Annotated in this window: 21 protein-coding genes; 12 read left to right on the plus strand and 9 right to left on the minus strand. The window is 60.0% G+C overall.

Translation table 11 applies throughout. The features are described 5' to 3' along the window. Positions 1-51: 51 nt before the first annotated feature. Positions 52-2376: an FdhF/YdeP family oxidoreductase gene (locus tag ACIF4X_RS05155; protein ID WP_397481224.1), complete on the minus strand. Its 2325-nt coding sequence runs from the start codon at positions 2374-2376 to the stop codon at positions 52-54. A 354-nt stretch (positions 2377-2730) separates the two neighbouring features. Here ACIF4X_RS05155 and moaA point away from each other — a divergent pair, with 354 nt between their 5' ends. Both moaA and ACIF4X_RS05165 read left to right on the plus strand, forming a co-directional pair. Next, a complete protein-coding gene (moaA, locus tag ACIF4X_RS05160) occupies positions 2731-3729 on the plus strand; it encodes a GTP 3',8-cyclase MoaA (protein ID WP_397481225.1) in 999 nt (332 codons plus the stop codon). 35 nt (positions 3730-3764) lie between these two features. After that, positions 3765-4661, plus strand: coding sequence for a bestrophin family protein (locus ACIF4X_RS05165; RefSeq protein ID WP_397481226.1), 897 nt, complete (start codon positions 3765-3767; stop codon positions 4659-4661). 273 nt (positions 4662-4934) lie between these two features. On the opposite strand, the gene glp is transcribed toward ACIF4X_RS05165, so the two are convergent. Both glp and moaB read right to left on the minus strand, forming a co-directional pair. Then, positions 4935-6140 carry a gephyrin-like molybdotransferase Glp gene (gene glp, locus ACIF4X_RS05170; RefSeq protein WP_397481227.1) on the minus strand — a complete coding sequence of 402 codons (1206 nt, stop codon included), beginning with the start codon at positions 6138-6140 and terminating at the stop codon, positions 4935-4937. Further along, a complete protein-coding gene (gene moaB / locus ACIF4X_RS05175) occupies positions 6137-6676 on the minus strand; it encodes a molybdenum cofactor biosynthesis protein B (protein ID WP_397481228.1) in 540 nt (179 codons plus the stop codon). Before moaB ends, glp begins: the two co-directional genes overlap by 4 nt. Positions 6677-6963: 287 nt before the next feature. Here moaB and ACIF4X_RS05180 point away from each other — a divergent pair, with 287 nt between their 5' ends. The 8 genes from ACIF4X_RS05180 to ACIF4X_RS05215 all read left to right on the plus strand — a co-directional run bounded on the left by ACIF4X_RS05180 (position 6964) and on the right by ACIF4X_RS05215 (position 15008). Next, positions 6964-7863 carry a LysR family transcriptional regulator gene (locus ACIF4X_RS05180; RefSeq protein WP_397481229.1) on the plus strand — a complete coding sequence of 300 codons (900 nt, stop codon included), beginning with the start codon at positions 6964-6966 and terminating at the stop codon, positions 7861-7863. Positions 7864-8103: 240 nt separating this feature from the next. Further along, complete coding sequence (gene fdhD, locus ACIF4X_RS05185) at positions 8104-8949, plus strand: formate dehydrogenase accessory sulfurtransferase FdhD (protein WP_397481230.1); 846 nt, start codon at positions 8104-8106, stop codon at positions 8947-8949. Beyond that, positions 8946-9431 carry a cyclic pyranopterin monophosphate synthase MoaC gene (moaC, locus tag ACIF4X_RS05190; protein WP_397481231.1) on the plus strand — a complete coding sequence of 162 codons (486 nt, stop codon included), beginning with the start codon at positions 8946-8948 and terminating at the stop codon, positions 9429-9431. The genes fdhD and moaC overlap by 4 nt, the downstream gene beginning before the upstream one ends. Then, on the plus strand, positions 9428-9679 hold the full coding sequence (locus ACIF4X_RS05195; protein ID WP_397481232.1) for a MoaD/ThiS family protein: 252 nt from the start codon (positions 9428-9430) through the stop codon (positions 9677-9679). Before moaC ends, ACIF4X_RS05195 begins: the two co-directional genes overlap by 4 nt. Positions 9680-9682: 3 nt before the next feature. Continuing rightward, positions 9683-10144 carry a molybdopterin synthase catalytic subunit MoaE gene (gene moaE / locus ACIF4X_RS05200; protein ID WP_397481233.1) on the plus strand — a complete coding sequence of 154 codons (462 nt, stop codon included), beginning with the start codon at positions 9683-9685 and terminating at the stop codon, positions 10142-10144. A 314-nt stretch (positions 10145-10458) separates the two neighbouring features. Then, positions 10459-11802 carry a chromate efflux transporter gene (gene chrA, locus ACIF4X_RS05205; RefSeq protein WP_397481234.1) on the plus strand — a complete coding sequence of 448 codons (1344 nt, stop codon included), beginning with the start codon at positions 10459-10461 and terminating at the stop codon, positions 11800-11802. Between the two features lie 409 nt (positions 11803-12211). Continuing rightward, positions 12212-13576 carry a glutamine synthetase family protein gene (locus ACIF4X_RS05210; protein ID WP_397481235.1) on the plus strand — a complete coding sequence of 455 codons (1365 nt, stop codon included), beginning with the start codon at positions 12212-12214 and terminating at the stop codon, positions 13574-13576. A 148-nt stretch (positions 13577-13724) separates the two neighbouring features. Next, a complete protein-coding gene (locus ACIF4X_RS05215; protein WP_397481236.1) occupies positions 13725-15008 on the plus strand; it encodes an NAD(P)/FAD-dependent oxidoreductase in 1284 nt (427 codons plus the stop codon). A 140-nt stretch (positions 15009-15148) separates the two neighbouring features. Here ACIF4X_RS05215 and ACIF4X_RS05220 read toward each other — a convergent pair whose 3' ends face one another. Both ACIF4X_RS05220 and ACIF4X_RS05225 read right to left on the minus strand, forming a co-directional pair. After that, positions 15149-15934 carry a DeoR/GlpR family DNA-binding transcription regulator gene (locus ACIF4X_RS05220; protein WP_397481237.1) on the minus strand — a complete coding sequence of 262 codons (786 nt, stop codon included), beginning with the start codon at positions 15932-15934 and terminating at the stop codon, positions 15149-15151. Positions 15935-16186: 252 nt separating this feature from the next. Continuing rightward, complete coding sequence (locus tag ACIF4X_RS05225) at positions 16187-17080, minus strand: LysR family transcriptional regulator (RefSeq protein WP_397481238.1); 894 nt, start codon at positions 17078-17080, stop codon at positions 16187-16189. An 85-nt stretch (positions 17081-17165) separates the two neighbouring features. On the opposite strand from ACIF4X_RS05225, the gene ACIF4X_RS05230 reads away from it, so the two are divergent. Then, the gene (locus tag ACIF4X_RS05230; RefSeq protein WP_397481239.1) at positions 17166-17942 is read left to right on the plus strand and encodes an NAD(P)H-dependent oxidoreductase; all 777 of its coding nucleotides are present in this window, start codon (positions 17166-17168) and stop codon (positions 17940-17942) included. 282 nt (positions 17943-18224) lie between these two features. Here the strand turns inward: ACIF4X_RS05230 and ACIF4X_RS05235 are convergent, their stop codons facing one another. The 3 genes from ACIF4X_RS05235 to ACIF4X_RS05245 form a co-directional block, all read right to left on the minus strand. Further along, positions 18225-19247: an AbrB family transcriptional regulator gene (locus tag ACIF4X_RS05235; RefSeq protein WP_397481240.1), complete on the minus strand. Its 1023-nt coding sequence runs from the start codon at positions 19245-19247 to the stop codon at positions 18225-18227. A gap of 158 nt (positions 19248-19405) precedes the next feature. Next, positions 19406-19828: an HD domain-containing protein gene (locus tag ACIF4X_RS05240; RefSeq protein ID WP_397481241.1), complete on the minus strand. Its 423-nt coding sequence runs from the start codon at positions 19826-19828 to the stop codon at positions 19406-19408. Positions 19829-19843: 15 nt separating this feature from the next. After that, entirely contained in the window at positions 19844-20233 is a 390-nt protein-coding gene (locus ACIF4X_RS05245) for a hypothetical protein (RefSeq protein WP_397481242.1), read from the minus strand. 166 nt (positions 20234-20399) lie between these two features. On the opposite strand from ACIF4X_RS05245, the gene ACIF4X_RS05250 reads away from it, so the two are divergent. Continuing rightward, the gene (locus ACIF4X_RS05250; protein ID WP_397481243.1) at positions 20400-20831 is read left to right on the plus strand and encodes a hypothetical protein; all 432 of its coding nucleotides are present in this window, start codon (positions 20400-20402) and stop codon (positions 20829-20831) included. A 79-nt stretch (positions 20832-20910) separates the two neighbouring features. On the opposite strand, the gene ACIF4X_RS05255 is transcribed toward ACIF4X_RS05250, so the two are convergent. Then, positions 20911-21195: a hypothetical protein gene (locus ACIF4X_RS05255; protein WP_397481244.1), complete on the minus strand. Its 285-nt coding sequence runs from the start codon at positions 21193-21195 to the stop codon at positions 20911-20913. Positions 21196-21302 lie beyond the last annotated feature (107 nt).

A 21302-nucleotide genomic window follows, 5' to 3' on the forward strand; every position in this document is an offset into this window, starting at 1 on the left:
CGTGAACGCCTGCAGCCAGTCAAATTGCTATGTTTTTTTATGGGGTGCGGGTTACGCCACCGACGACGGGATCAGGTTGCTGACCTTCGCGGCTTCGAGGCGGATCGCCACGAATTTTGACGTTGGCGTGTACGTGCGGTCGCCGTAGCTTTCCAGCGGCACCAGCGGATTGGTCTCCGGGTAATACGCAGCTGCCTGCCCCGCCGGAATGTCGTAGGCGATCAGGGTAAAACCGCTGACTCGACGCTCGCGCTCGTCATCCCACAGTGCCACCAGATCAACCTTCTGCCCCGGTTCGAACCCCAGACGCTGGATGTCTTGTTCGTTGGCGAAGATCACGTCGCGCATGCCGTAGACCCCGCGATAACGGTCATCGAGGCCGTACAGCGTGGTGTTGTATTGATCGTGGGAACGCATGGTTTGCAGAATCAGATGCGGTTTCAGCGGCAAGTTGCGCACGCCTTCGCTGATCAAGTGCTCCGGCAGCACGCATGGGGTGAACTGCGCCTTGCCGCTTTCGGTATTCCAGACCCGATCCGCGGCGTCGTTACCGAGGTGGAAGCCACCGGGGATCAGCAGTTTTTCATTGAAGTTTTCGAAGCCCGGAATCACGTCGGCAATCAGGTTGCGGATGCGCCCGTAGTCGCCCACCACCCACTCCCAATCGATCGGATGCTTGCCCAGGGTCGCGGCGGCGATTCCGGCAATGATCGCCGGCTCGGATTTCAACTGCGCCGACTTCGGCTTCAACTGGCCGAACGACAAATGCACCATGCTGAAGGTGTCTTCGACGGTTACGCCTTGCGGACCTTCAGCCTGAATATCGATGTCGGTACGCCCGAGGCACGGCAGGATCAACGCGTCGCGACCGGTGACCAGATGGCTGCGGTTGAGCTTCGTGGCGATGTGCACGGTCAGGTCAAGTTTGCGCATCGCTGCGTGAGTGCGCGGGGTGTCTGGCGTGGCTTGGGCGAAGTTGCCGCCCAGACCGATGAACACCTTGGCTTCGCCGCGTTCCATGGCGCCGATCGCCATCACCGTGTTGTGCCCGTGCATGCGCGGCACGTCAAAGTTGAAGCGTTTTTCCAGCGCGTCCATCAAGTCTTTCGGCGCCAGTTCGTTGATGCCCATGGTGCGGTCGCCCTGCACGTTACTGTGGCCGCGAACCGGGGAAAGCCCGGCGCCCGGACGGCCGACGTTGCCGCGCAGCAATTGCAGGTTGATGACTTCCTGCAAAGTCGCCACCGAATGCACGTGTTGGGTCAGGCCCATGGCCCAGCACATGATCACGCTCTTGGCGCGGCCATACATGCGCGCGGCCAGTTCGATGTCATGCAGCGGCACGCCGGACTGCTCGAGAATGTGCTCCCAGCTGGTTGCTTCGACTTCAGCCAAATAGCTGTCGAGCCCTGTGGTGTGCTCGGCAATAAACGCATGATCGAACACCGGTTCGCCGCCAGTGGCCTGAGCTTCGCGTTCCCACTGCAACAGGAATTTGACCATGCCGCGAATCATCGCCATGTCGCCACCCAACGCCGGGCGGAAGTACGCGGTGTTGGTCGCTTCCCAGCCGTTGCTGAGCATTTCGAGCGGGTTCTGCGGGTTCTGGAAACGCTCAAGGCCACGCTCTTTCAGCGGATTGATACAGACCACTTGTGCGCCGCGCTTTACCGCTTCACGCAGCGGCTCGAGCATGCGCGGGTGGTTGGTGCCGGGGTTCTGGCCGATGACGAAAATCGCATCGGCGTGGTGCAGATCCTCGTAGACCACGGTGCCTTTGCCGACGCCGAGGGTCTCGTTCATGCTCACCGCGCTGGCTTCGTGGCACATGTTCGAGCAGTCGGGGAAGTTATTGGTGCCGAACGCACGGACGAACAATTGATAGAGAAACGCCGCTTCGTTGCTGGCGCGACCCGACGTATAGAACTCGGCCTCGTGGGGCGATTTGAGGTTTTTCAGATGATCGGCGATCAGTGCGAAGGCATCCGCCCAGCTGATTTCCACATAGCGGTCGACCCGCGCGTCGTAGCGCATCGGGTGGGTCAGGCGGCCCTGATATTCCAGCCAGTAGTCGCTCTGTTCGGCCAGGCTCGACACCGTGTACTTGTTGAAGAACGCCGGGTCGACCAAACGCCCGGTCGCTTCCCAGTTCACCGCTTTGGCGCCGTTCTCGCAGAACTTCAACATGCTCGCGCCCGGCGCTTCGCCCCAGGCACAACCCGGGCAGTCGAAGCCGCCGTTCTGGTTGGTCTTGAGCATGGCACGGATGTTTTTCAGGGCGTTTTCACTGCCCAGCCAGCTCTTGGTCAGGCTGATAACAGCGCCCCAACCGGCAGCGGCGCCTTTGTAGGGTTTGTAACGGTCGACTTGTGACATGGGACTCTCCATGACGATGCACACAGGCATGAACCTGATTCGGTTAAACAGCGACGGCCGACTTTCAAGGGTGCAAAGTGGTCGTTGGGTTTGCCGGGGCAAGGATATGAACCGTTACAAAACATTGTCTAATCGCTATTAATGACTGCCTTATCGAAAGCATCTATCACGATTAAAAACCCTTTATTTACTGGCGGTTACGAAACTAACGAGCAAACTTTCTGCAGAAAATAATTCATCATCGACGGGATCAATCAGCTGTTCATAAACAGTGATTGGACGCCATTGAAAGTTGCTCATAACCTGCGCTGACCAAACCGCTTCTACAGTGGTTTCCATTCCTGCGAGGCTGTCATGTCAGAGCGTGTCTTGATCGATGGTTACAACCGCCGCGTCGACTATCTGCGCATGTCGGTGACCGACCGCTGCGACTTCCGCTGCGTCTATTGCATGGCTGAAGACATGCAGTTCCTGCCACGGCAGAAAATCCTCACTCTGGAAGAGATCTATCAACTGGCGCAGAGCTTCGTGGCGCTGGGGACGCGCAAGATTCGCCTCACCGGTGGCGAGCCGCTGATCCGTCCGGGCGTGGTCAAGTTGTGCGAGCAGATCGCCGCCCTGCCCGGCCTGCGCGAATTGTGCATGACCACCAATGGCTCGCAACTGGGCAAGCTGGCCGCGCCGCTGTTCGACGCCGGGGTCAAGCGCCTGAACATCAGCCTCGACAGCCTTGATCCGCAGCGCTTCAAACAAATGACCCGCACCGGCGATCTGGCGCAGATGATCAACGGCATCGATGCCGCGCGCCAGGCCGGTTTTACCCGCACTAAACTCAACGTGGTGGTGATGCAGGGTCGCAACGATCAGGAAATCAATGATCTGGTCAGCTTCGCCATTGATCGTCAGCTCGACGTCTCCTTCATCGAGGAAATGCCGCTGGGGATCATCAGCGAGCACAGCCGTGCCGAGTCGTTTTTCTCCAGTGCGCAGGTGCGCGAAAAGATCGCCGAACGCTACACCCTGATCGACTCGGCGGAATCGACGCAAGGCCCGTCGCGCTACTGGCGGCTGGCGGAAGCGCCGGAGATTCGCCTGGGCTTTATCTCGCCGCACAGCCACAATTTTTGCGGTACCTGCAACCGCGTGCGGCTCACCGTTGAAGGGCGCCTGCTACTGTGTCTGGGTAACGAGCATTCGGTGGATCTGAAAGCGGTGTTGCGTGCCCATCCTGGGCAACCGCAGCGGCTGGAGAAAGCCATCGTCGAGGCGATGAAACTCAAGCCGTACCGACATAATTTCGAAGTGAACGACGATGTTCAGATCGTACGTTTCATGAACATGACGGGCGGCTAGACCGCCCCTTCCAAGGGTTATCGGAACCGCACAGCATGATCATCAGACCCAAGGTCAATCAGTTCGCCATTCTCTTCACGCTCAAGGGTTCGATCGCCAAGCGCATCGCCCTGCGCACGCTGATGGTCACCCTGCTCGCCTCGGCCATCGTCCTGGTGGAAATCCTCCATCCGAGCAACTTCACCAAGGTCAACGCCACGCCGTTTACCTTGCTCGGCTTGTCGCTGTCGATCTTCATGAATTTTCGCAACAACGCCTGTTATGACCGCTGGTACGAGGCGCGCAAGGCGTGGGGCGAGGTGATCGTGCACATTCGCTCGGTGATTCGCGAAACCCATGTGATTCGTGAGTCGGCTGAGCGCAAGCCGTTGCTGCTCAATCTGTGCGGCTTCGCCCATGCGTTGAACGCGCGGTTGCGCCGGGAAAGCGAAGCGGCGGCCAGCAGTGTCTGGATCACGCCGAAACCCGATCCGCAGACGCCGGATTACAGTGGGCGAATTCTGCAAACGGTTGGCCAGCAATGTTCCGATCTGCATCAAAACGGTGAACTGACTGAATGGCGTTACATGCTGCTGGCCAATCACCTGACCAGCCTGACCCAGGCGCAAGCGGTGTGCGAACGGATCAAAACCACACCGCTGCCGTTTCCCTACACGCTGCTGTTGCACCGGACGATTTATCTGTTTTGCATCCTGCTGCCGTTCGCCATGGCCGAGCCGTTGGGCTGGCTGACCCCGTTGTTTACGGCGATTGTCAGCTATACGTTCTTTGGCCTGGATGCGATTGCCGATGAACTGGAAGACCCGTTCGGCCGCGATGAAAATGACCTGGCTACCGACTCGCTGGTGCGCACCATCGAGCGCGACATCCTCGCCGAGCTTGGCGCAGAGGTGCCGCCAGCGTTGAAGCCTGTGGACTATGTCCTGAGCTGATCCTTAGCTCTGCAAACACCTCAAAACCCTGTGGGAGCTGGCTTACCAGCGATGAGGCCGTGTCAGCCAACATCAATGCCACCTGACCTGCCGCCATCGCTGGCAAGCCAGCTCCCACAGGTTCTGTGTACATCCTCAATATCAAGCACCACCACAAAACCCATTGTGGGAGCTGGCTTGCCAGCGATGAGGCCGTGTCAGCCAACATCAATGCCACCTGACCTGCCGCCATCGCTGGCAAGCCAGCTCGCACAGTTTTGATTTGTGATGGGATCAGAAGAGTTCGTTGAACGGGATAAAGCGCAGCGGGTCGCCGAGGCTGTGGGTACTGTTTTCCGGGATTTCCACCAGGCCGTCGGCCCAGGTCGCGCCGAGCAGGACGCCGGAGCTTTGATTCGGATAGAGCACCGCACGCCCCGCCTCCAGCCTCACCCGCAGGTATTCACGACGGCCGCCAGCCTTGTGCCAGTCGAAACCTGCATTGACCGTAAAACTCAGCGGCATGACATCTTCCACACCTTGTATGCGCAGCAGATACGGCCGCGCCAACAAGCCAAACGTCACCAGTGCTGAGGTCGGATTACCCGGCAAACCAATCACCGGCACCGTGCCGAAATGACCCACGGTCAGCGGTTTGCCAGGCTTGATCGCCAGTTTCCACAACAGCGGTTTGCCGCTGTCGCGCAGCACCTGCCCGAGACAATCGGCATCACCGGCAGACACGCCGCCCGTGGTCAGGATCAAATCAGCGCTCACTTGCAGTTGCTCAAGTTTAAGCCGCGTCTGCGCCGGGCGATCCGGGAGGATCCCGGCGTCGATCACCTCGCAGCCCAGCTCACGCAACCAGTGGCCAAGCAACACGCGGTTGCTGTTGTAGATGCTGCCGGGGCGCAACGGCTGGCCCGGTTCGACCAGTTCATCACCGGTCGACAGCAGCGCCACACGCGGGCGACGCACCACGTGCAGTTGCGCCAGCCCTTGCCCGGCGGCGACTGCCAGTTCGAACGGCCCAAGGCGTTTGCCGGCCCGCAGCAGGATGTCGCCGACGCGATTTTCCTGACCTTGCGCGCGGATGTTCTGTCCCGCCTTCAGTGGCTGCAAGAAGCGCACGCGGCCGTCCTCCAGCACTTCGACGTTTTCCTGCATCTCGACACACGTGGCGCCGGGCGGCAGTGGTGCGCCGGTAAAAATCCGTGCGCAGGTGCCGGGCAGCAACGTGTCCGGCGCCAGCCCGGCGTAAACCTTTTGCGAGACCTTCAGCGGCTGTCGGTGCAGATCGGCGAGATTGAGCGCGTAACCGTCCATGGCGCTGTTCGGCCACGGCGGCAAATCGAGTGTCGCCACCAGATCACTGGCCAGCACCCGCCCACGCGCATCGTCGAGCGCCAGCAGTTCGCTGTCGGCCAGGCATTGCTCATTGGCCATGCCGAGCAATTGGTCGAGGGCGTCCTCGACCGGCATCAGCGGTGCCTTGCTCATTCGCGTGGCCCGCAGGCTTGCGCGGCTTTCAGGTGCGGGACGAAGTTGCACGGGCGATGACGGTTGTCGAGTTGCTCGGCAAGAATGCCTTCCCACGCCGTGCGGCAAGCGCCAGTCGAACCTGGCAGGCAGCACACCAGCGTGCCGTTCGACAGCCCGGCCAGCGCGCGGCTTTGCACGGTGGAGGTGCCGATATCCAGAATCGAAATCGCGCGGAACAGTTCGCCAAAACCATCGATTTGCTTATCGAACAGGCAGGCCACCGCTTCCGGTGTGCTGTCGCGACCGGTGAAGCCGGTGCCGCCAGTGATCAGCACCACCTGAATGCCTTCGTCGGCGATCCACTGAGCGACCTGAGCGCGGATCTTGTACAGATCATCCTTGAGCAAGTTGCGCTCGCTCAGTGTATGACCGGCCTCCAGCAGGCGACTGACCAGCAACTGGCCCGAGGTATCGCTGGCGTAGTCGCGCGTATCGCTGACCGTCAGTACGGCAATATTGAGGGGAACAAACAGGACATCCGCTTTAGCACTCATGGCACTCTCCGGCAGTTTTTAATCAGATTGCCGAGCAGCCTAAGGGCCACTTATGAATACTGTCTAATCACTCTGACCAACCACATTATCGACCGGCTCTATCGGTGCTTTTCACCTCGCTAAACGCCAGTAAAACCGGGCTTGATAGAGCTGATCGATAGTCCCTTAAACACTTCCGATTGGACGAACAACCGTTCAAATGAGATCGTCGCACCCTGCGCTTTTCGTGCGTCTCGCGCATCTGCGTCAATACTCAATCAAAAAATTTCCATCGAGCGGGTGCCATCGTGGACATCAAACAACTCAAGTTCCTGATCGCGCTGGACGAAACCCGACACTTCGGCCAGGCCGCCGCACGCTGCCACATCACCCAGCCGACGTTGTCGATGCGCCTGCGCAATCTGGAAGATGAGCTGGATCTGGTGCTGGTCAACCGCGGCCAGCGCTTTGAAGGTTTCACCCAGGCCGGCGAGCGCGTGCTGGCCTGGGCGCGCACCTTGCTGGCGGCTCACGACGGTCTGTTCGCCGAAGCGGCGGCGTGTCGCGGGCAACTGGTGGGTAGTCTGCGTCTGGGTCTGGTGCCGCTGAGCAGCTTCAACCCGGTGAATTACATTCAGGGTTTGTCGGGGACGTATCCGGAGTTGAAGTTCAGTCTGTCGTCGCTCAGCTCCGACGAGATCATCGCCGGGCTGGGCAATAACCAACTCGACTTGGGCGTGTGCTATCTGGACCACGTCAACCCGAACTACTTCGAGTTTTTCGAGATCGGCGAAACCCGTGTCGGTCTGCTTTACGACAACAGGCACTTTCAGTTCGAAGGCACAGAAATGAGCTGGGAAGACGCCGCCGAACTGCCGCTGGGGATGATCACCGCCGGCATGCATTACCGTAAATCCATCGACCTGAGCTTCCGCAGCCGTGGGCTCAGCCCGCAGCCGATCATGGAAAGCGATTCGACCTATCAGCTGTTGCAGGCGATTCACCAAGGTTTCTGCTGCGCGATCATGCCGCTGGACAGTGGCCTGGAAGAGCCGATCGAGCACCTGTCGTTCATGCAATTGCCGGATGCCAGTGTGCTCGCGCCGTTGGGCCTGGTGATGCGCAAGACCGAACCGCGTTCGGCGATTGCCGAGAAGTGTTTTGCCGAGGCGCGGAAGTTGTTTGGGGTTGAGGTTTCTGCCGAATAAGCAAGGGTGGATGTCCCGGCCCCATCGCTGGCAAGCCAGCTCCCACAGTTTCCGATGTGATCACAGTTTCTGTGCACGACACAGAAACCTGTGGGAGCTGGCTTGCCAGCGATGGGGCCCGACCAGCCAACACAAATCCTGCTGATCGACCAAAACAATCACCACATCAGAACAAGCGATTGGACGCACTTTTAACGCCCCCGTAGCCTGAACACTCTTCAGCGCTTCGGGACTTTCAAGATGCTCTGCCAAGTCGAAACCATCACAGAATCCACCCGCGAACCCAACGCCCCCGCGCCGCAACCGGCGCAGGTGGCGTTTCGCGAATACCTGCCGAACGCCGCCCTCTCCCACGCAGCGCTGGCCGCGGAAATCGCCCTCGCCATCAGCTACAACGGCATCAGCCAAGCGGTGATGATGGTTTCACCTGGCAACCTCGAAGACTTCATCCGTGGCTTCAGCCTGAGCAACGCGATCATCGACAGCGTCGACGAGGTCTACGACATCCGCCTCACGCATTTCGATCAGGCCTGTCAGGCCGATGTGCAGATTTCCAGCCGCGCGTTCTGGGCTTTGAAGGATCATCGTCGGCAAATGACCGGCACCAGCGGCTGCGGCATCTGCGGCGTCGAAGCGCTGGAGCAGGCGCTGCCGCAATTGCAGATTCTGCAACCTTCATCACTGCCGCCGGCCAAGCATTTCGACGGCATCCGCCAGCGCATCGAACAGGCCCAGCAACTGGCGCGCAGCAGCGGCGCCCTGCACGCCGCGCTGTATTTCGACGCCGAGGGTGAAGCCTTGCTGTGCCGCGAAGACATCGGCCGCCACAACGCTCTGGACAAGCTGATCGGTGCGATGCTAATCGATGCCATCGATGCTGCTGAAGGCTTCGTCGTGGTCACCAGCCGTTGCAGCCTCGAACTGATCCACAAAGCTGTGCGCGCCCGCCTCGGCACCCTCGTCAGTCTGTCCGCGCCTACCGCGTTGACCGTGCGTTGGGCGCTCAAGCACCGGCTCAATCTGATCCACGTGCCGCACCGCAACGCCCCGCGAATTTACAGCCCGGCCCAGGAGTTTTCTGCATGAGCCACACCCTCACCCACCTCGACGATCAGGGCCGCGCCAACATGGTCGACGTCAGCGACAAAGCGGCGACCCGCCGCGAAGCCACAGCACAAGCCTGGGTACAGATGCGCCCGGAAACCTTGCAGATGATTCAGGCCAACGGTCATCCCAAGGGTGACGTGTTCGCCGTGGCGCGGATCGCCGGCATTCAGGCCGCCAAGCGCACTCACGAGCTGATCCCGCTGTGCCACGCGTTGCTGCTCAGCTCGATTCACGTCGAACTCAAGGCCTGCGAACCGGATCGCGTGAAGATCACCAGCACTTGCCGCCTCAACGGCCAGACCGGCGTCGAACTTGAAGCCCTGACCGCCGCCAGCGTCGCCGCGCTGACTATTTACGATATGTGCAAAGCGGTGGATCGGGCGATGGTGATTGGCGACATCCGCCTGCTCAGCAAACACGGTGGCCGCTCCGGTCATTTTCAATGGGAGGACGCGCAATGATCCTGATCAACTACTTCGCCAGCTACCGTGACCGTCTCAATCTGGGCGGCGAAAAGATTCCGCTGACTGAGGCTTTGAGCTGCGTTGAAGATGTACGGCAAGTGCTCATGGCGCGCGGCGAGCTGTGGCGTGAAGTGCTCGGCGCCGGGAATCTGATGTGCGCGGTGAATCAGGAGATATGCCAGCCGGGTCAGGCGATTGAGGATTTCGATGAAATCGCGTTTTTCCCGCCCGTCACCGGGGGTTGATCGATGGCTATTCGAGTCCAGCACAAAAGCTTTGATGTCGGCCAGTTGACCGCCGATCTGCATGCGCGCAATCCACGGGTGGGCGCGGTGGTGAATTTTATTGGTTATGTGCGTGATCTGAATATTAGTCAGAGCGTGAGTGAACTGTTTCTTGAGCACTATCCGGGTATGACCGAAAAGGCCCTTGAGCAGATCGCCGCAGAAGCCCGTGAGCGCTGGCCGCTTTTGGGCGTGGAGATTGTGCATCGGGTCGGTGCGTTGTCGGTGAGTGAGCCGATCGTATTTGTCGGGGTCAGCAGCAAGCATCGGCATATGGCGTTCGAGGCGTGCGCGTTCATCATGGACGTGCTCAAGACTCGTGCGCCGTTCTGGAAGCGCGAGACCACGGCGCAAGGTTCGCATTGGGTCGAGGCGCGGGAGAGTGATCAGAATGCTGCTTTGCGCTGGAGCCTGGCGCATGCCTGAAGAGCAAAAGCCCCTCACCCTAACCCTCTCCCAGAGGGAGAGGGGACTGATTGGGGGATATTGCAGAGGTACGCCGACCTGAATCGGCTGAGGTGAATCCATAATCGACGGGATCTTACGGGTCGATGACAATGCCGCACACCTCGGTCAGCCCCTTCGGGTGATCATCAAATCCATAATCGACTCGGTATTTCAGGTCGATGGATAACACAAGACACCTCGGTCGGCCCCCTCTCCCTCTGGGAGAGGGCTGGGGTGAGGGTTGAAAGTCTGGTTAGATAGCCGCTCCGCCAGGATTCAACCCGGAGTCTCGCTTGAGCACAGCGCCGAACAACCTGCCCCGCCCCGATCCCGTCACCCTGCGTCAGGCCTGGCGCTTCTGGCTGAAACTCGGCTGCATTGGTTTCGGCGGACCGGCCGGGCAGATCGCGATCATGCATCAGGAGCTGGTCGAGCGTCGGCGCTGGATCTCCGAAAAGCGTTTTCTGCACGCGCTCAACTACTGCATGTTGCTGCCCGGCCCCGAGGCTCAGCAACTGGCGACCTACATCGGCTGGCTGCTGCATCGCACCTGGGGCGGTGTCATTGCCGGTGCGCTGTTTGTGCTGCCGTCGCTGTTCATTCTGATCGCGTTGTCCTGGCTGTACGTCGCGTTTGGTGACGTGCCGGCAGTGGCCGGGGTGTTTTACGGGATCAAACCGGCAATCACAGCGATTGTCCTGCATGCCGCGCATCGCATCGGTTCGCGTGCATTGAAGAATGCGTGGCTGTGGGCGATTGCCGGGGCCTCCTTCGTGGCGATTTTCGCCTTCAATGTGCCCTTCCCTTTGATCGTCCTCGGGGCCGCGTTGATCGGCTATCTGGGTGGTCGATTCGCACCGCAGCGGTTCAGCAACAGTGGTCAGCGCAACAGCGAAAAATCCTTCGGCCCGGCGTTGATCGACGACGATACGCCGGCCCCCGAACATGCCCGTTTCAGTCTGGCGAAGCTGCTGCGTCTGGCGTTGATCGGCGCAGTGCTCTGGTGTTTGCCCATGGCGTTGTTGACCGCGCTATTTGGCTGGGACGGCACGCTCACACAAATGGCCTGGTTCTTCACCAAAGCCGCGCTGCTTACCTTTGGCGGCGCTTACGCGGTGTTGCCTTACGTCTATCAGGGCGCCGTCGGGCATTACGGCTGGTTGACGCCGACGCAGATGATCGACGGCCTCGCGCTCGGCGAAACCACCCCGGGGCCGCTGATCATGGTGGTGGCATTTGTCGGTTTCGTCGGTGCCTACGTGCAACCGGTCTTCAGTCCCGAGCACGCGTTTGCCGCCGGTGCGCTGGCGGCAACGCTGGTGACCTGGTTCACCTTCCTGCCCTCGTTTCTGTTCATTCTGGCCGGCGGGCCATTGGTGGAGTCGACGCACAACGAACTGAAGTTCACCGCACCGCTGACGGCAATCACCGCCGCCGTGGTCGGGGTGATTGTGAATCTGGCGTGTTTCTTCGCTTATCACGTGTTCTGGCCGAATGGCTTTAACGGGGCGCCAGATGTTTTTTCAGTAGCGTTGGCCGTTGCGGCGGCATTGGCCTTGTTCGTTTTCAAGCGCGGTGTGATCAGTGTGTTGATCGTTTGCGCCCTCGCCGGGCTGGGCTTTCAGCTGATGCGCTGACACGTGGCCGGCGAATCTCCCGTTTACACGCCCGCGAATTCCCCCTTACTATCCGGGCACACCGGTCGGCGGGCATCCCCCGCCACCGACGTTTTCCGCCAACGGAAACACGCGTTATGAGTACGTCACTACAACAAGCAGAATCGTTGAACGTCTCTGCCCTGCGCGCCCTCTCTCACAGGGGCGGCGTATGAATCGTATCGTCAATCTCCCCATGGCCCTGCGCCGTTCCAAGCTGCGTCATTCCGCACGCCCGCCGGATATCTCTCTGCCTGTCTGATCGCGCCCGTTAAAAAAGCCGCGACAGTCCCTACCCCCTGATATCCCTGCCAGGACAGCCACGCCTATTGCTGCGTCGTGTCCGGCCCGAATCTGCGCGCCTGTGCGGTGCCATCGTGAGTGATTGATTATGAAATTCGCAGCCCCTGAAGACGCACGCCTGTTCCTTGAACAGAACCCCGATATCGACATGATCGAACTGTTCATCCTCGACGCCAACGGCGTGCCGCGCGGCAAGCTGTTGCACCGCGAAGAATTGCTCGCTGTGTACCAAAGCGGCCGGCCGCTGCCGAGCACCATTCTCGGCCTGACCGTGCAGGGTGAAGACGTCGAGAACTCTGGTCTGGTCTGGGACGTTGGCGATATCGACTGCCGCGCCTATCCGCTTGAGGGCAGTCTGGTGCGCCTGCCATGGCGCAAGATTCCAACCGCCGCCGTGCAGGTCAGCATGCACCCGACCGAGGGCATGCCCGCCAGCATCGCCGATCCGCGCCACTTGCTGATCAAGGTCATCGACGGCCTCAAGGCTGAGGGTTATTACCCGGTGATGGCCTGCGAACTGGAGTTCTACCTGCTCGACGCCAAACGCGATCACAACGGCCGACCGCAACCGGCACTGGATGCTGACGGTGGTCGACCGCGACACACCCAGGTCTACGGTTTGCGTGAGCTGGAACAGATCGAACCGTTCCTCGCCGACCTCTACAGCGCCTGTAAATTGCACGGCATTCCGGCGCGCACGGCGATTTCCGAATACGCGCCGGGTCAGGTCGAAATCACCCTCGAACATGGCGATGCGCTGGCGGCGATGGACCAGGCCGTGCGCTACAAACGTCTGGTCAAAGCCATCGCCCACAAGCACGGCATGCAGGCGACTTTCATGGCCAAGCCGTTCGATGATCTGGCCGGCACCGGCATGCACATGCATGTGAGTCTGGCCGATGGCGAAGGCCGTAATTTGTTCGCCTCTGAAGACCCGGCCGGCACTCCGCTGCTGCGCACGGCGATTGGCGGCATGCTCGCATCCTTGCTCGATTCGTTGCTGCTGTTCTGCCCGAACGCCAACTCCTACCGGCGCTTTCAGGCCAACAGCTACGCGCCGTTGGCGCCGACCTGGGGTGTCGACAACCGCACCGTGAGCCTGCGCGTTCCGGGCGGCCCGGCCAACACCCGGCACATCGAACACCGCATCTGCGGTGCCGACGCCAACCCGTATCTGGCAGCAGCGGCGATCCTTGCCGGGATTCATCGCGGCATTCGTGAAGACCTTGATCCGGGTGCGCCGGTTGAAGGCAATGGCTATGCGCAGGCGAAGGAATTGCTGCCGACCGATTGGCTGACGTCACTGCAGGCACTGGAAAATTCGGTGTGGGCGCGGGATGCCTTGGGGCAGGCGTTTCTCGGGGTGTATCTGGCGGTGAAACGTGCCGAGTACCGGCAGTTCATGGCCGAGGTGGGTGAGCAGGATTGGCGGTGGTATCTCACTGAAGCTTAACCATTGGACATAGATCCTGTGGGAGCTGGCTTGCCAGCGATGAGGCCAGCACATTCACCTTCTGTGGTGATTGACACTCCGCTATCGCTGGCAAGCCAGCTCCCACAAGGATCCTGCTTAGCCTCCCGAATTTTGTGTGGACACTGACATGACCGAACGCTGCAATTCCTACTACACCGCCACCCTCAACCACGACACCGACTACCCGATCCTGCAAGGCCGGCACAAGGTCGACGTGGTGATTATCGGCGGCGGTTTCACCGGCGTCGCCACTGCTGTCGAACTCGCTGAAAAAGGCCTGAAAGTCGCCATCGTCGAAAGCCACAAGATCGGCTGGGGCGCCACCGGGCGTAACGGCGGACAAGTCACCGGCAGCCTCTCCGGCGACGGCGCGATGCGCAAACAGATGCGCGCGAAACTTGGCGATGATGTCGATGATTTCATCTGGCACCTGCGCTGGCGCGGGCATGAAATCATCCAGCAACGCGTCGAGAAGTACGGCATTCAATGCGACCTCAAACACGGCCATTTGCACGCGGCGTACAAGCCCAGCCACATGACCGACTTGCGCAAGGATTATGAAGAAGCCGTGCGGCGCGGATTGGGCGATGAGGTCAGTCTGCTCGACCGCAGTCAGGTGCGTGATCTGCTGCAAAGCGACCTCTACCACGGCGCAATCAAGAATACCCGCAACATGCATCTGCATCCGCTCAACCTGTGCATCGGCGAGGCGCGAGCGGCGGAAAGCCTGGGCGCACTGATCTTCGAAAACAGCGAAGTACTGGAGATCATTCACGGCGCCACGCCGGGCGTGCGCACGGCTCACGGCCAGATCGACGCGAATCAAGTAATGCTCGCCGGCGACGTCTACCACAAGCTCGAACCGGGGCAGCTCAAGGGCAAGATTTTTCCGGCCATGGGCGGCATCGTCACCACTGCACCGCTTGGCGATCTGGCCAAGCAGATCAACCCGGAAGATCTGGCTGTCTACGACTGCCGCTTCGTCCTCGACTACTACCGCCTCACCGCCGATGGCCGTTTGTTGTTCGGTGGTGGCGCCAATTACAGCGGCAAGGACTCACGCGACATCGCCGCCGAGCTGCGCCCGTGCATCGAGCAAACCTTCCCGGCGCTCAAAGGCGTGCAGATCGATTACCAGTGGAGCTGCGCGATGGGCATCGTCATCAACCGCATCCCGCAACTGGGCAAGCTCTCGGACAACGTCTGGTATTGCCAGGGCTATTCGGGGCACGGCATCGCGACCACGCACATCATGGGCGAAATCATGAGCCGCGCGATCACCGGGCAGATGGAGCAGTTTGATACGTTTGCTCAATGCCAGCACATTCGTGTGCCGATGGGGGATTTGCTCGGCAATCCGTTGCTGGCTGCCGGGATGTGGTACTACCAGATGCTTGAGCGACTTCGCTAAGCCTGTGTTGATCCTGCTGACCCCATCGCTGGCAAGCCAGCTCCCACAGTGTCCGTGGCGTACCCAAATTTCATGTACACCGCAAAAACCTGTGGGAGCTGGCTTGCCAGCGATGAGGCCATCAGCCCCACTACAAAACTTCAATCCGCCAACTGCTCGACCACAATCCCCAACCGCCGATAATCCTCGACACTCCCCGACGCCACATGCCGCTCGGTAATCAGCGTATGCAGGCGAGTGCACGGCGCCACCACAAACGGCTCCACCGCCCCGAGTTTGTCCGCCGTGGTCACTGCAATCACCCGCGCGGCGCCGTCCAGCATCGCTTGCTTCACCGGCACTTCATCGAAATGCAAAGAGGTAATCCCTACCTCCGGATGTATCGCACACACGCCGGTAATCGCCAGATCCGCCCGGATCCCGGCCAGCAAACGCAGCGCCTCATGCCCACCCGCCGCCATCGTTCGCGGGTTCAACTGGCCGCCAGCGAGAATCACTTTCACGCCCTTGAACTCGGACAAGGCAATCGCCGTCATCGGTGAAGCGGTCACGGCCGTGATGCTGATATCTGCCCGCAACGAACGCGCGACCTGCAACGTGGTCGAGCCGGAATCGAACAGCACAATCTGCCCGTCTTCAATCTCCTGCGCCGCCCGTTGCGCCAGACGAATCTTCACCTCATCCGTCTCGTCCAGCCGCGTGAAGTAGTCCTTGCCGGAGTCCTTCGGACGCGGCAGCGCCCCGCCGTGCACGCGCTGCACCAGCCCGGCATTGTCCAGCTCAGCGAGATCGCGGCGGATGGTGTCTTCGGAGACTGCGAAGTGCTGGCTCAACTCGGAGGCCATGACCTTGCCGTCACGTTCGAGGAGCAAGAGGATTTTCTGCCGGCGCAGGGAGGGCAGTTCAGCCGCGGAGTGATCGTGCATGGTTATGCCTGTTTATGCTTGTAGTTGCAGGTTTTTGCGAGGTTAGCGAAAGCCAGGAGCAAACACAAACCGGCGGGGTATCAATCGTTTCGATCATTGGAATCGACAAGGCGAATTTTTTCTTTGCTTTCAACCTGTTCAGAATGGCCCCACTTCTAAAAGGCTCAGGATGAACACCTCATGAATCTCAATTTTGCGTTTGCGTGCATGATCGTCGTGTCGTTTGCGATTGCCCTGGGCCACGCCTAAGGCTCAGACCGACACCAACAGATGCTCACGCAGCCATTTGTGCGCCGGATCGCGATGCGAACGCTCGCCCCAGAACATCGCCATCTCGTAACCGGGCACTTCCAGCGGCGCGTCGACCACTTGCAAGGCCGGGTTGCCACGCACCAGGCGTGACGGCAGCATCGCCACCAGATCGGTGCTGGCCAACACCGACATCGCCATCAAAAAGTGCGGCACCGACAACACCACTTTGCGCATCAGCCCGACATCGGCCAGCGCCCGATCAGTCACCCCGAAAAAGCCCCCGCCCTCGCGCGACACTATCACGTGCTCCAATGCGCAGAATTGTTTGCGCGTGGGTGCAGACTGCAATCCCGGATGGCCGACTCGACCCGCCAGCACATAACGCTCGGTGAACAGCGGACGTCGATGCAGCTCCGGCGGCGCGTCTTCGCTAATGTGCAGCGCCAGATCGAACACGCCCTGCTCGGCCTGTTTGACCAAATGCGCCGGTGTCAGATCGACCACCGCCAGCCGCGTGCCCGGCGCCTGTTCGCGCAAACTGCTCAGCGCCGGCAACACCACCGTCGACTCGCCGTAATCGGTCGCGGCGATTTTCCAGGTGTGGGTCGCCAGCGCCGGGTCGAACGCACTGGCCGGCGCCACCGCCCTCTCCAACGCCTCCAGCGCTTCGCGCAACGGCTCACGCAGTTCATCGGCGCGCGCCGTCGGGCGCATGCCGCGTGGCCCGGGCAACAGCAGCGGATCGCCAAAGATGTCGCGCAACTTGGCCAAATGCACACTCACCGAAGGCTGTGACAGGTTCAGCCGCTGCGCCGCGCGGGTGACGTTGTGCTCCGACAGCAACACATCGAGGGTCAGCAGCAGATTGATATCCAGCCGTCTCAAATTATTCATGGCTATACCAGACATATCAGACATTCATTTCCAATATACCGGTTGAACGCCGATCCTGCAGTCACTCAGCTAACGGAGCTTCAACATGAACGTCTTACTCGTCTACGCACACCCGGAACCGACTTCCCTCAACGGCTCGCTGCGCGACTTCAGCGTCCAGCGTCTGCAAGCCGCCGGTCACACCGTGCAGGTCTCCGACCTCTACGCAATGAACTGGAAAGCCACCCTCGACGCCGACGACGCCCCGCAGCGCGATGCGAGCAAACCGTTCCACGCCTCCCTCGACTCGAAAACCGCATACGCCGAAGGCACTCAAGCCGCCGACATCGCTCGCGAGCAGGAAAAACTGTTGTGGGCGGATGCGCTGATCCTGCAGTTTCCGCTGTGGTGGTTCACCCTGCCGGCGATTCTCAAAGGCTGGGTTGATCGGGTGTACGCCTACGGTTTTGCCTACGGCGTCGGCGAGCATTCCGACAGCCGTTGGGGCGAGCGTTATGGCGAAGGAAAAATGAAAGGCAAACGGGCGATGTTGATGGTCACCACCGGTGGCTGGGAATCGCACTATGCGCCGCGCGGGATTAACGGGCCGATGGATGATTTGCTGTTTCCGATTCAGCACGGGATTTTGTACTACCCCGGTTTTGAAGTGGTGCCACCGTTTGTGGTGTATCGGACCAGTCGGATGGATGCGGCGCGGTATGCCGAGACTTGCGATGAGTTGGGGCGGCGGTTGGATGAGTTGTGGAGTGCGCGGCCGATTGGGTTTCGGCAGCAGAATGCCGGCGAATACGAAATCCCCGCTTTGACGTTGAAGAGCGATATCGCGCCAGATAGCGAAGGCTTCGACGCACACATCCGCTAGTGCCGCATCAACCACGTAGAGCAAAAGCCCCTCACCCTAACCCTCTCCCAGAGGGAGAGGGGACTGACCGAGGTGTTTGGAAGAGGTACGCCGACCTGAAACACCGAGTCGAACTCAGGTTTTGAAAGCTTCCCCGTGACGTGAGATACCCGAGTCGAACTCAGGTTTTGAATGACATGAAGATCGGCTCCCTTTCCCCCTCGCCCCCCTGGGGGAGAGGGCTGGGGTGAGGGGGATGGATCTAACTGACACACCGCAACATGCTGGCATCCGAGGCTCCAGTCAGGCCTCTTCACGCGCCCGCCGCACCTGCACCAACAACGCCGGCGCAAAGTGCAGCAACACCATCCGGCTCAAATGATGAGTCAGAATAAACACCACATTCAGCCCACCACCAAACGCGACAATCGCAATCGTCTCTATCGCCCCCGGCATATACGCCAGCCACAGTGACAGCGGATCACTGCCAAGCCACCGCGCCGCCACTTCAGCAAATACCGCTGCAACCACGATCATCAACCCGACCGAGACCAACGCGGTGCGCCCATGACGCCCCAGCTCCGCAACACCCAGCCCCTGAAACCTTGAACCGATCCGCACACCGAGAATCAGCGCCGCCAGATTCAAACTCCAGTCCGGCATATGAAAACCGTGCAGCCATCCCGATTTCACGAACACGGCAGTGATAATGATCGCCGTGAGCATGAACGGCGCCGGCACGCCAATCACCAGCAGCAAGCGCCCGAGCAGCACGCTCAACGCGATCACCGAAAGCGCGGTCAACGCCATGCCTGTGGTCAGTGGATCACCATCGGCAACCGCCACCGCAGCGGCTTGACCGGGAATCAGGAAACTCACCAGCACCGTGATCAGCAGCAAGCGCATTAGATGCACGATGATGACCTTGCTCGATGCCTTTTCCGACTCGAGTAAATCGAACACCGCCGCCAGCGCACCGGGATAAACCGCCAACAGCGCATCAGTGCGATTCCAGCCTGCACCGCGCGTCAGCCACCATCCGGCCAATGCGATCTGCACTGCCAGGCAAATCAGCAACACACCGAGGCTCGGCAACATCGTCGAGGCCGTCTCACTGTCCCACGCTTCGAACATCAGCCCGGTGGCGATGCCCAGCGTGACCTGGATGTAGCCCAGTCCATAAGGAGTTGCCGGCGCGATACCAGTTTTGCTGGCAAACAATGCGGTAACGATGATCGAACCCAGCAGCAGGCCATGGGGCACGCCTTCGAACTGCAACAGCGCGCCGAAACCGGCAGCAATCAACAAACACAGAATGGATTTCATAGTCGCCTTCCTGGCAAATAAACTGACCCGACATCGTCGAATTATCACCTGTCACTGTGGGAGCGAGCCTGCTCGCGAAAGCGTCATGCCAGTCGCAGATATGTAACTGACCTGACGCCTTCGCGAGCAGGCTCGCTCCCACAAAGAGGTCGTTTCTATTACATACGCAACCGTCCAATCGCCCGCCGATACTTCTCGATCCGCTCCAGATCCTCCCAACTCGGCGAAGCAATCCGCGACAAGTCGCTGTTCTCTTCCAGATCCGCCAGTTTTACCACCCGCCCAATCGGGTTCTGCGCGGCGCGGTCAACGAAGTCTTCATAGGATTCGCCCGGCACTTTGGTCACGGATTCGATAGCGCTCAAAACCTCCTCGCTGAAGCCTTCCTTGCGCAAGTCATCAAGGCTGACACCGCAATCCTCAACCACATCGTGCAGCACGGCGACGATGCGTTCTTCCAGGGTGCTCATGCGTAACATGACTTTCAGCGGATGCAGAATGTACGGCGCACCGCCCTTGTCGACCTGCCCGGCATGGGCCGTGGCGGCGATGGCGATAGCGCGTTCGAGGGTCTGGGTCATGAAAATCTCCGAGGTTTAAACACCGTAGCGGCCGCCGACATGGATATTGCGCTTGAGCCAGTTGCCGATCGCCTTCAGGCGACTGACTGGCTTCGCTGGCCCGCAATGACGCTGAAGAATCAGCGACACCAGTGAGGCCTGATCGGCTTTTGGATGGGCATCGATCAACTCGGCAACCCACGCGCAATCGGCCTTTTTCAAATGCTCACGCCACTCTCCCGGCCAGGCGTCCAGCTCATCCAGCGCCAACCACCGCGCACCGCCATGCTCCATATGCCCGCCGGACATTGACTGCTCGAAACAGAACGGTGTTTCTGGCTTTGCGGGGTCAATGTGAAACAGGTAGATGTCGTGGAATGGATGCTGCGAGGGGGGCGCGTTATTGCGGCTGCCGATTTCAATCATGGGCAATGTTCCAATCCTTGGGCGCTGAATGTTTCCGATTGTTTCGCAGTGTACGCCACGGGAGCAAATCAAAAACCCGATGGAACCTCCCTCCTCCGCACAATCTCGAAACTGTATCAGCGCCAAATCCTCGATCAGACACGGCGCCTTTGAAGAGGAAACCCCGATGAACATTCGATTCCTGCTTCTGCTCGCCACCTTCGCCGTCATCCCCACCTGCGTCATGGCCGAAGGCTGCGACGTCCAGACCCAATCCTCCAGCGCCTCAGTGCCAGCGGTGGAAACCCACAGCTGCTATGAATACGAAGGCATGCCGGTGAACTCAATCGACTGGTCATGCAGTAACGAAAGCAAAGACATGCTCAACAGCACCAAGAACAAGGTTGAACACTGCGCAGACCACTATCAGGCGACATGTATCGCCACGATCACTCAGGAATCCCTGGCCAACCCGCACTCCACCAGCAAAGACAAGAATGCCAAGGCGCTAAACATCCCCAACAACGCCCAAGTGACCACGTATTACTACGACGTGGAGCATTTGGCGCAGGCGCGGATTGATTGTGAGAATGGTGGCGGGCATTGGAAGGCGAAGTAATCGTTGGATATCTGTGTATGCGATAGGCAAAAGAAAAGCCCGGCTCAAAAGACCGGGCTCTTTTAGTGCGCGATATCCATTAACCACCGCCATTACCACCACTGCTGCTACCGGACGGTTGGCCCGCAGGGCTGGGTTTGGAGGCAGAAGGCACCGGCCCATTGTCGGTCTTGCCACCATCACCGCCCTTGGGGAGCGAGTCGGCATCTGGATCGGCATTGGTGGCTGGGGACGCCGGCTCACGAGTCTGGCTGGTGCCGTCGTTCGCTGTCGGTGTGGACGTTTCGCCGGCCGCGATCGCGTACAGCGAACTACCGGACAGAAACGCCGCGAGGGTAAACACCGCGATTTTATGGTTCAGCATGGTGGCTCTTCCTTTGCTGGGTGAGTTACAGCATTGGAAGACGGTGGGCGGCGAAGGTGCGGTGTGTCGGACGAATGGTTATCGCTCGGTAGATTCGCCGAATTTCG

Source organism: Pseudomonas sp. NPDC085632, assembly GCF_044541255.1.
GTDB lineage: Bacteria > Pseudomonadota > Gammaproteobacteria > Pseudomonadales > Pseudomonadaceae > Aquipseudomonas.

Excerpts from the sequence above, each read along its gene's own strand:
- ACIF4X_RS05155 (WP_397481224.1), bottom strand. The coding sequence starts at position 2,376 with ATGTCACAAGTCGACCGTTACAAACCCTACAAAGGCGCCGCTGCCGGT.
- moaA (WP_397481225.1), top strand. The coding sequence starts at position 2,731 with ATGTCAGAGCGTGTCTTGATCGATGGTTACAACCGCCGCGTCGACTAT.
- ACIF4X_RS05165 (WP_397481226.1), top strand. The coding sequence starts at position 3,765 with ATGATCATCAGACCCAAGGTCAATCAGTTCGCCATTCTCTTCACGCTC.
- glp (WP_397481227.1), bottom strand. The coding sequence starts at position 6,140 with ATGAGCAAGGCACCGCTGATGCCGGTCGAGGACGCCCTCGACCAATTG.
- moaB (WP_397481228.1), bottom strand. The coding sequence starts at position 6,676 with ATGAGTGCTAAAGCGGATGTCCTGTTTGTTCCCCTCAATATTGCCGTA.
- fdhD (WP_397481230.1), top strand. The coding sequence starts at position 8,104 with ATGCTCTGCCAAGTCGAAACCATCACAGAATCCACCCGCGAACCCAAC.
- moaC (WP_397481231.1), top strand. The coding sequence starts at position 8,946 with ATGAGCCACACCCTCACCCACCTCGACGATCAGGGCCGCGCCAACATG.
- ACIF4X_RS05195 (WP_397481232.1), top strand. The coding sequence starts at position 9,428 with ATGATCCTGATCAACTACTTCGCCAGCTACCGTGACCGTCTCAATCTG.
- moaE (WP_397481233.1), top strand. The coding sequence starts at position 9,683 with ATGGCTATTCGAGTCCAGCACAAAAGCTTTGATGTCGGCCAGTTGACC.
- ACIF4X_RS05210 (WP_397481235.1), top strand. The coding sequence starts at position 12,212 with ATGAAATTCGCAGCCCCTGAAGACGCACGCCTGTTCCTTGAACAGAAC.
- ACIF4X_RS05215 (WP_397481236.1), top strand. The coding sequence starts at position 13,725 with ATGACCGAACGCTGCAATTCCTACTACACCGCCACCCTCAACCACGAC.
- ACIF4X_RS05220 (WP_397481237.1), bottom strand. The coding sequence starts at position 15,934 with ATGCACGATCACTCCGCGGCTGAACTGCCCTCCCTGCGCCGGCAGAAA.
- ACIF4X_RS05225 (WP_397481238.1), bottom strand. The coding sequence starts at position 17,080 with ATGAATAATTTGAGACGGCTGGATATCAATCTGCTGCTGACCCTCGAT.
- ACIF4X_RS05230 (WP_397481239.1), top strand. The coding sequence starts at position 17,166 with ATGAACGTCTTACTCGTCTACGCACACCCGGAACCGACTTCCCTCAAC.
- ACIF4X_RS05235 (WP_397481240.1), bottom strand. The coding sequence starts at position 19,247 with ATGAAATCCATTCTGTGTTTGTTGATTGCTGCCGGTTTCGGCGCGCTG.
- ACIF4X_RS05240 (WP_397481241.1), bottom strand. The coding sequence starts at position 19,828 with ATGACCCAGACCCTCGAACGCGCTATCGCCATCGCCGCCACGGCCCAT.
- ACIF4X_RS05245 (WP_397481242.1), bottom strand. The coding sequence starts at position 20,233 with ATGATTGAAATCGGCAGCCGCAATAACGCGCCCCCCTCGCAGCATCCA.
- ACIF4X_RS05250 (WP_397481243.1), top strand. The coding sequence starts at position 20,400 with ATGAACATTCGATTCCTGCTTCTGCTCGCCACCTTCGCCGTCATCCCC.
- ACIF4X_RS05255 (WP_397481244.1), bottom strand. The coding sequence starts at position 21,195 with ATGCTGAACCATAAAATCGCGGTGTTTACCCTCGCGGCGTTTCTGTCC.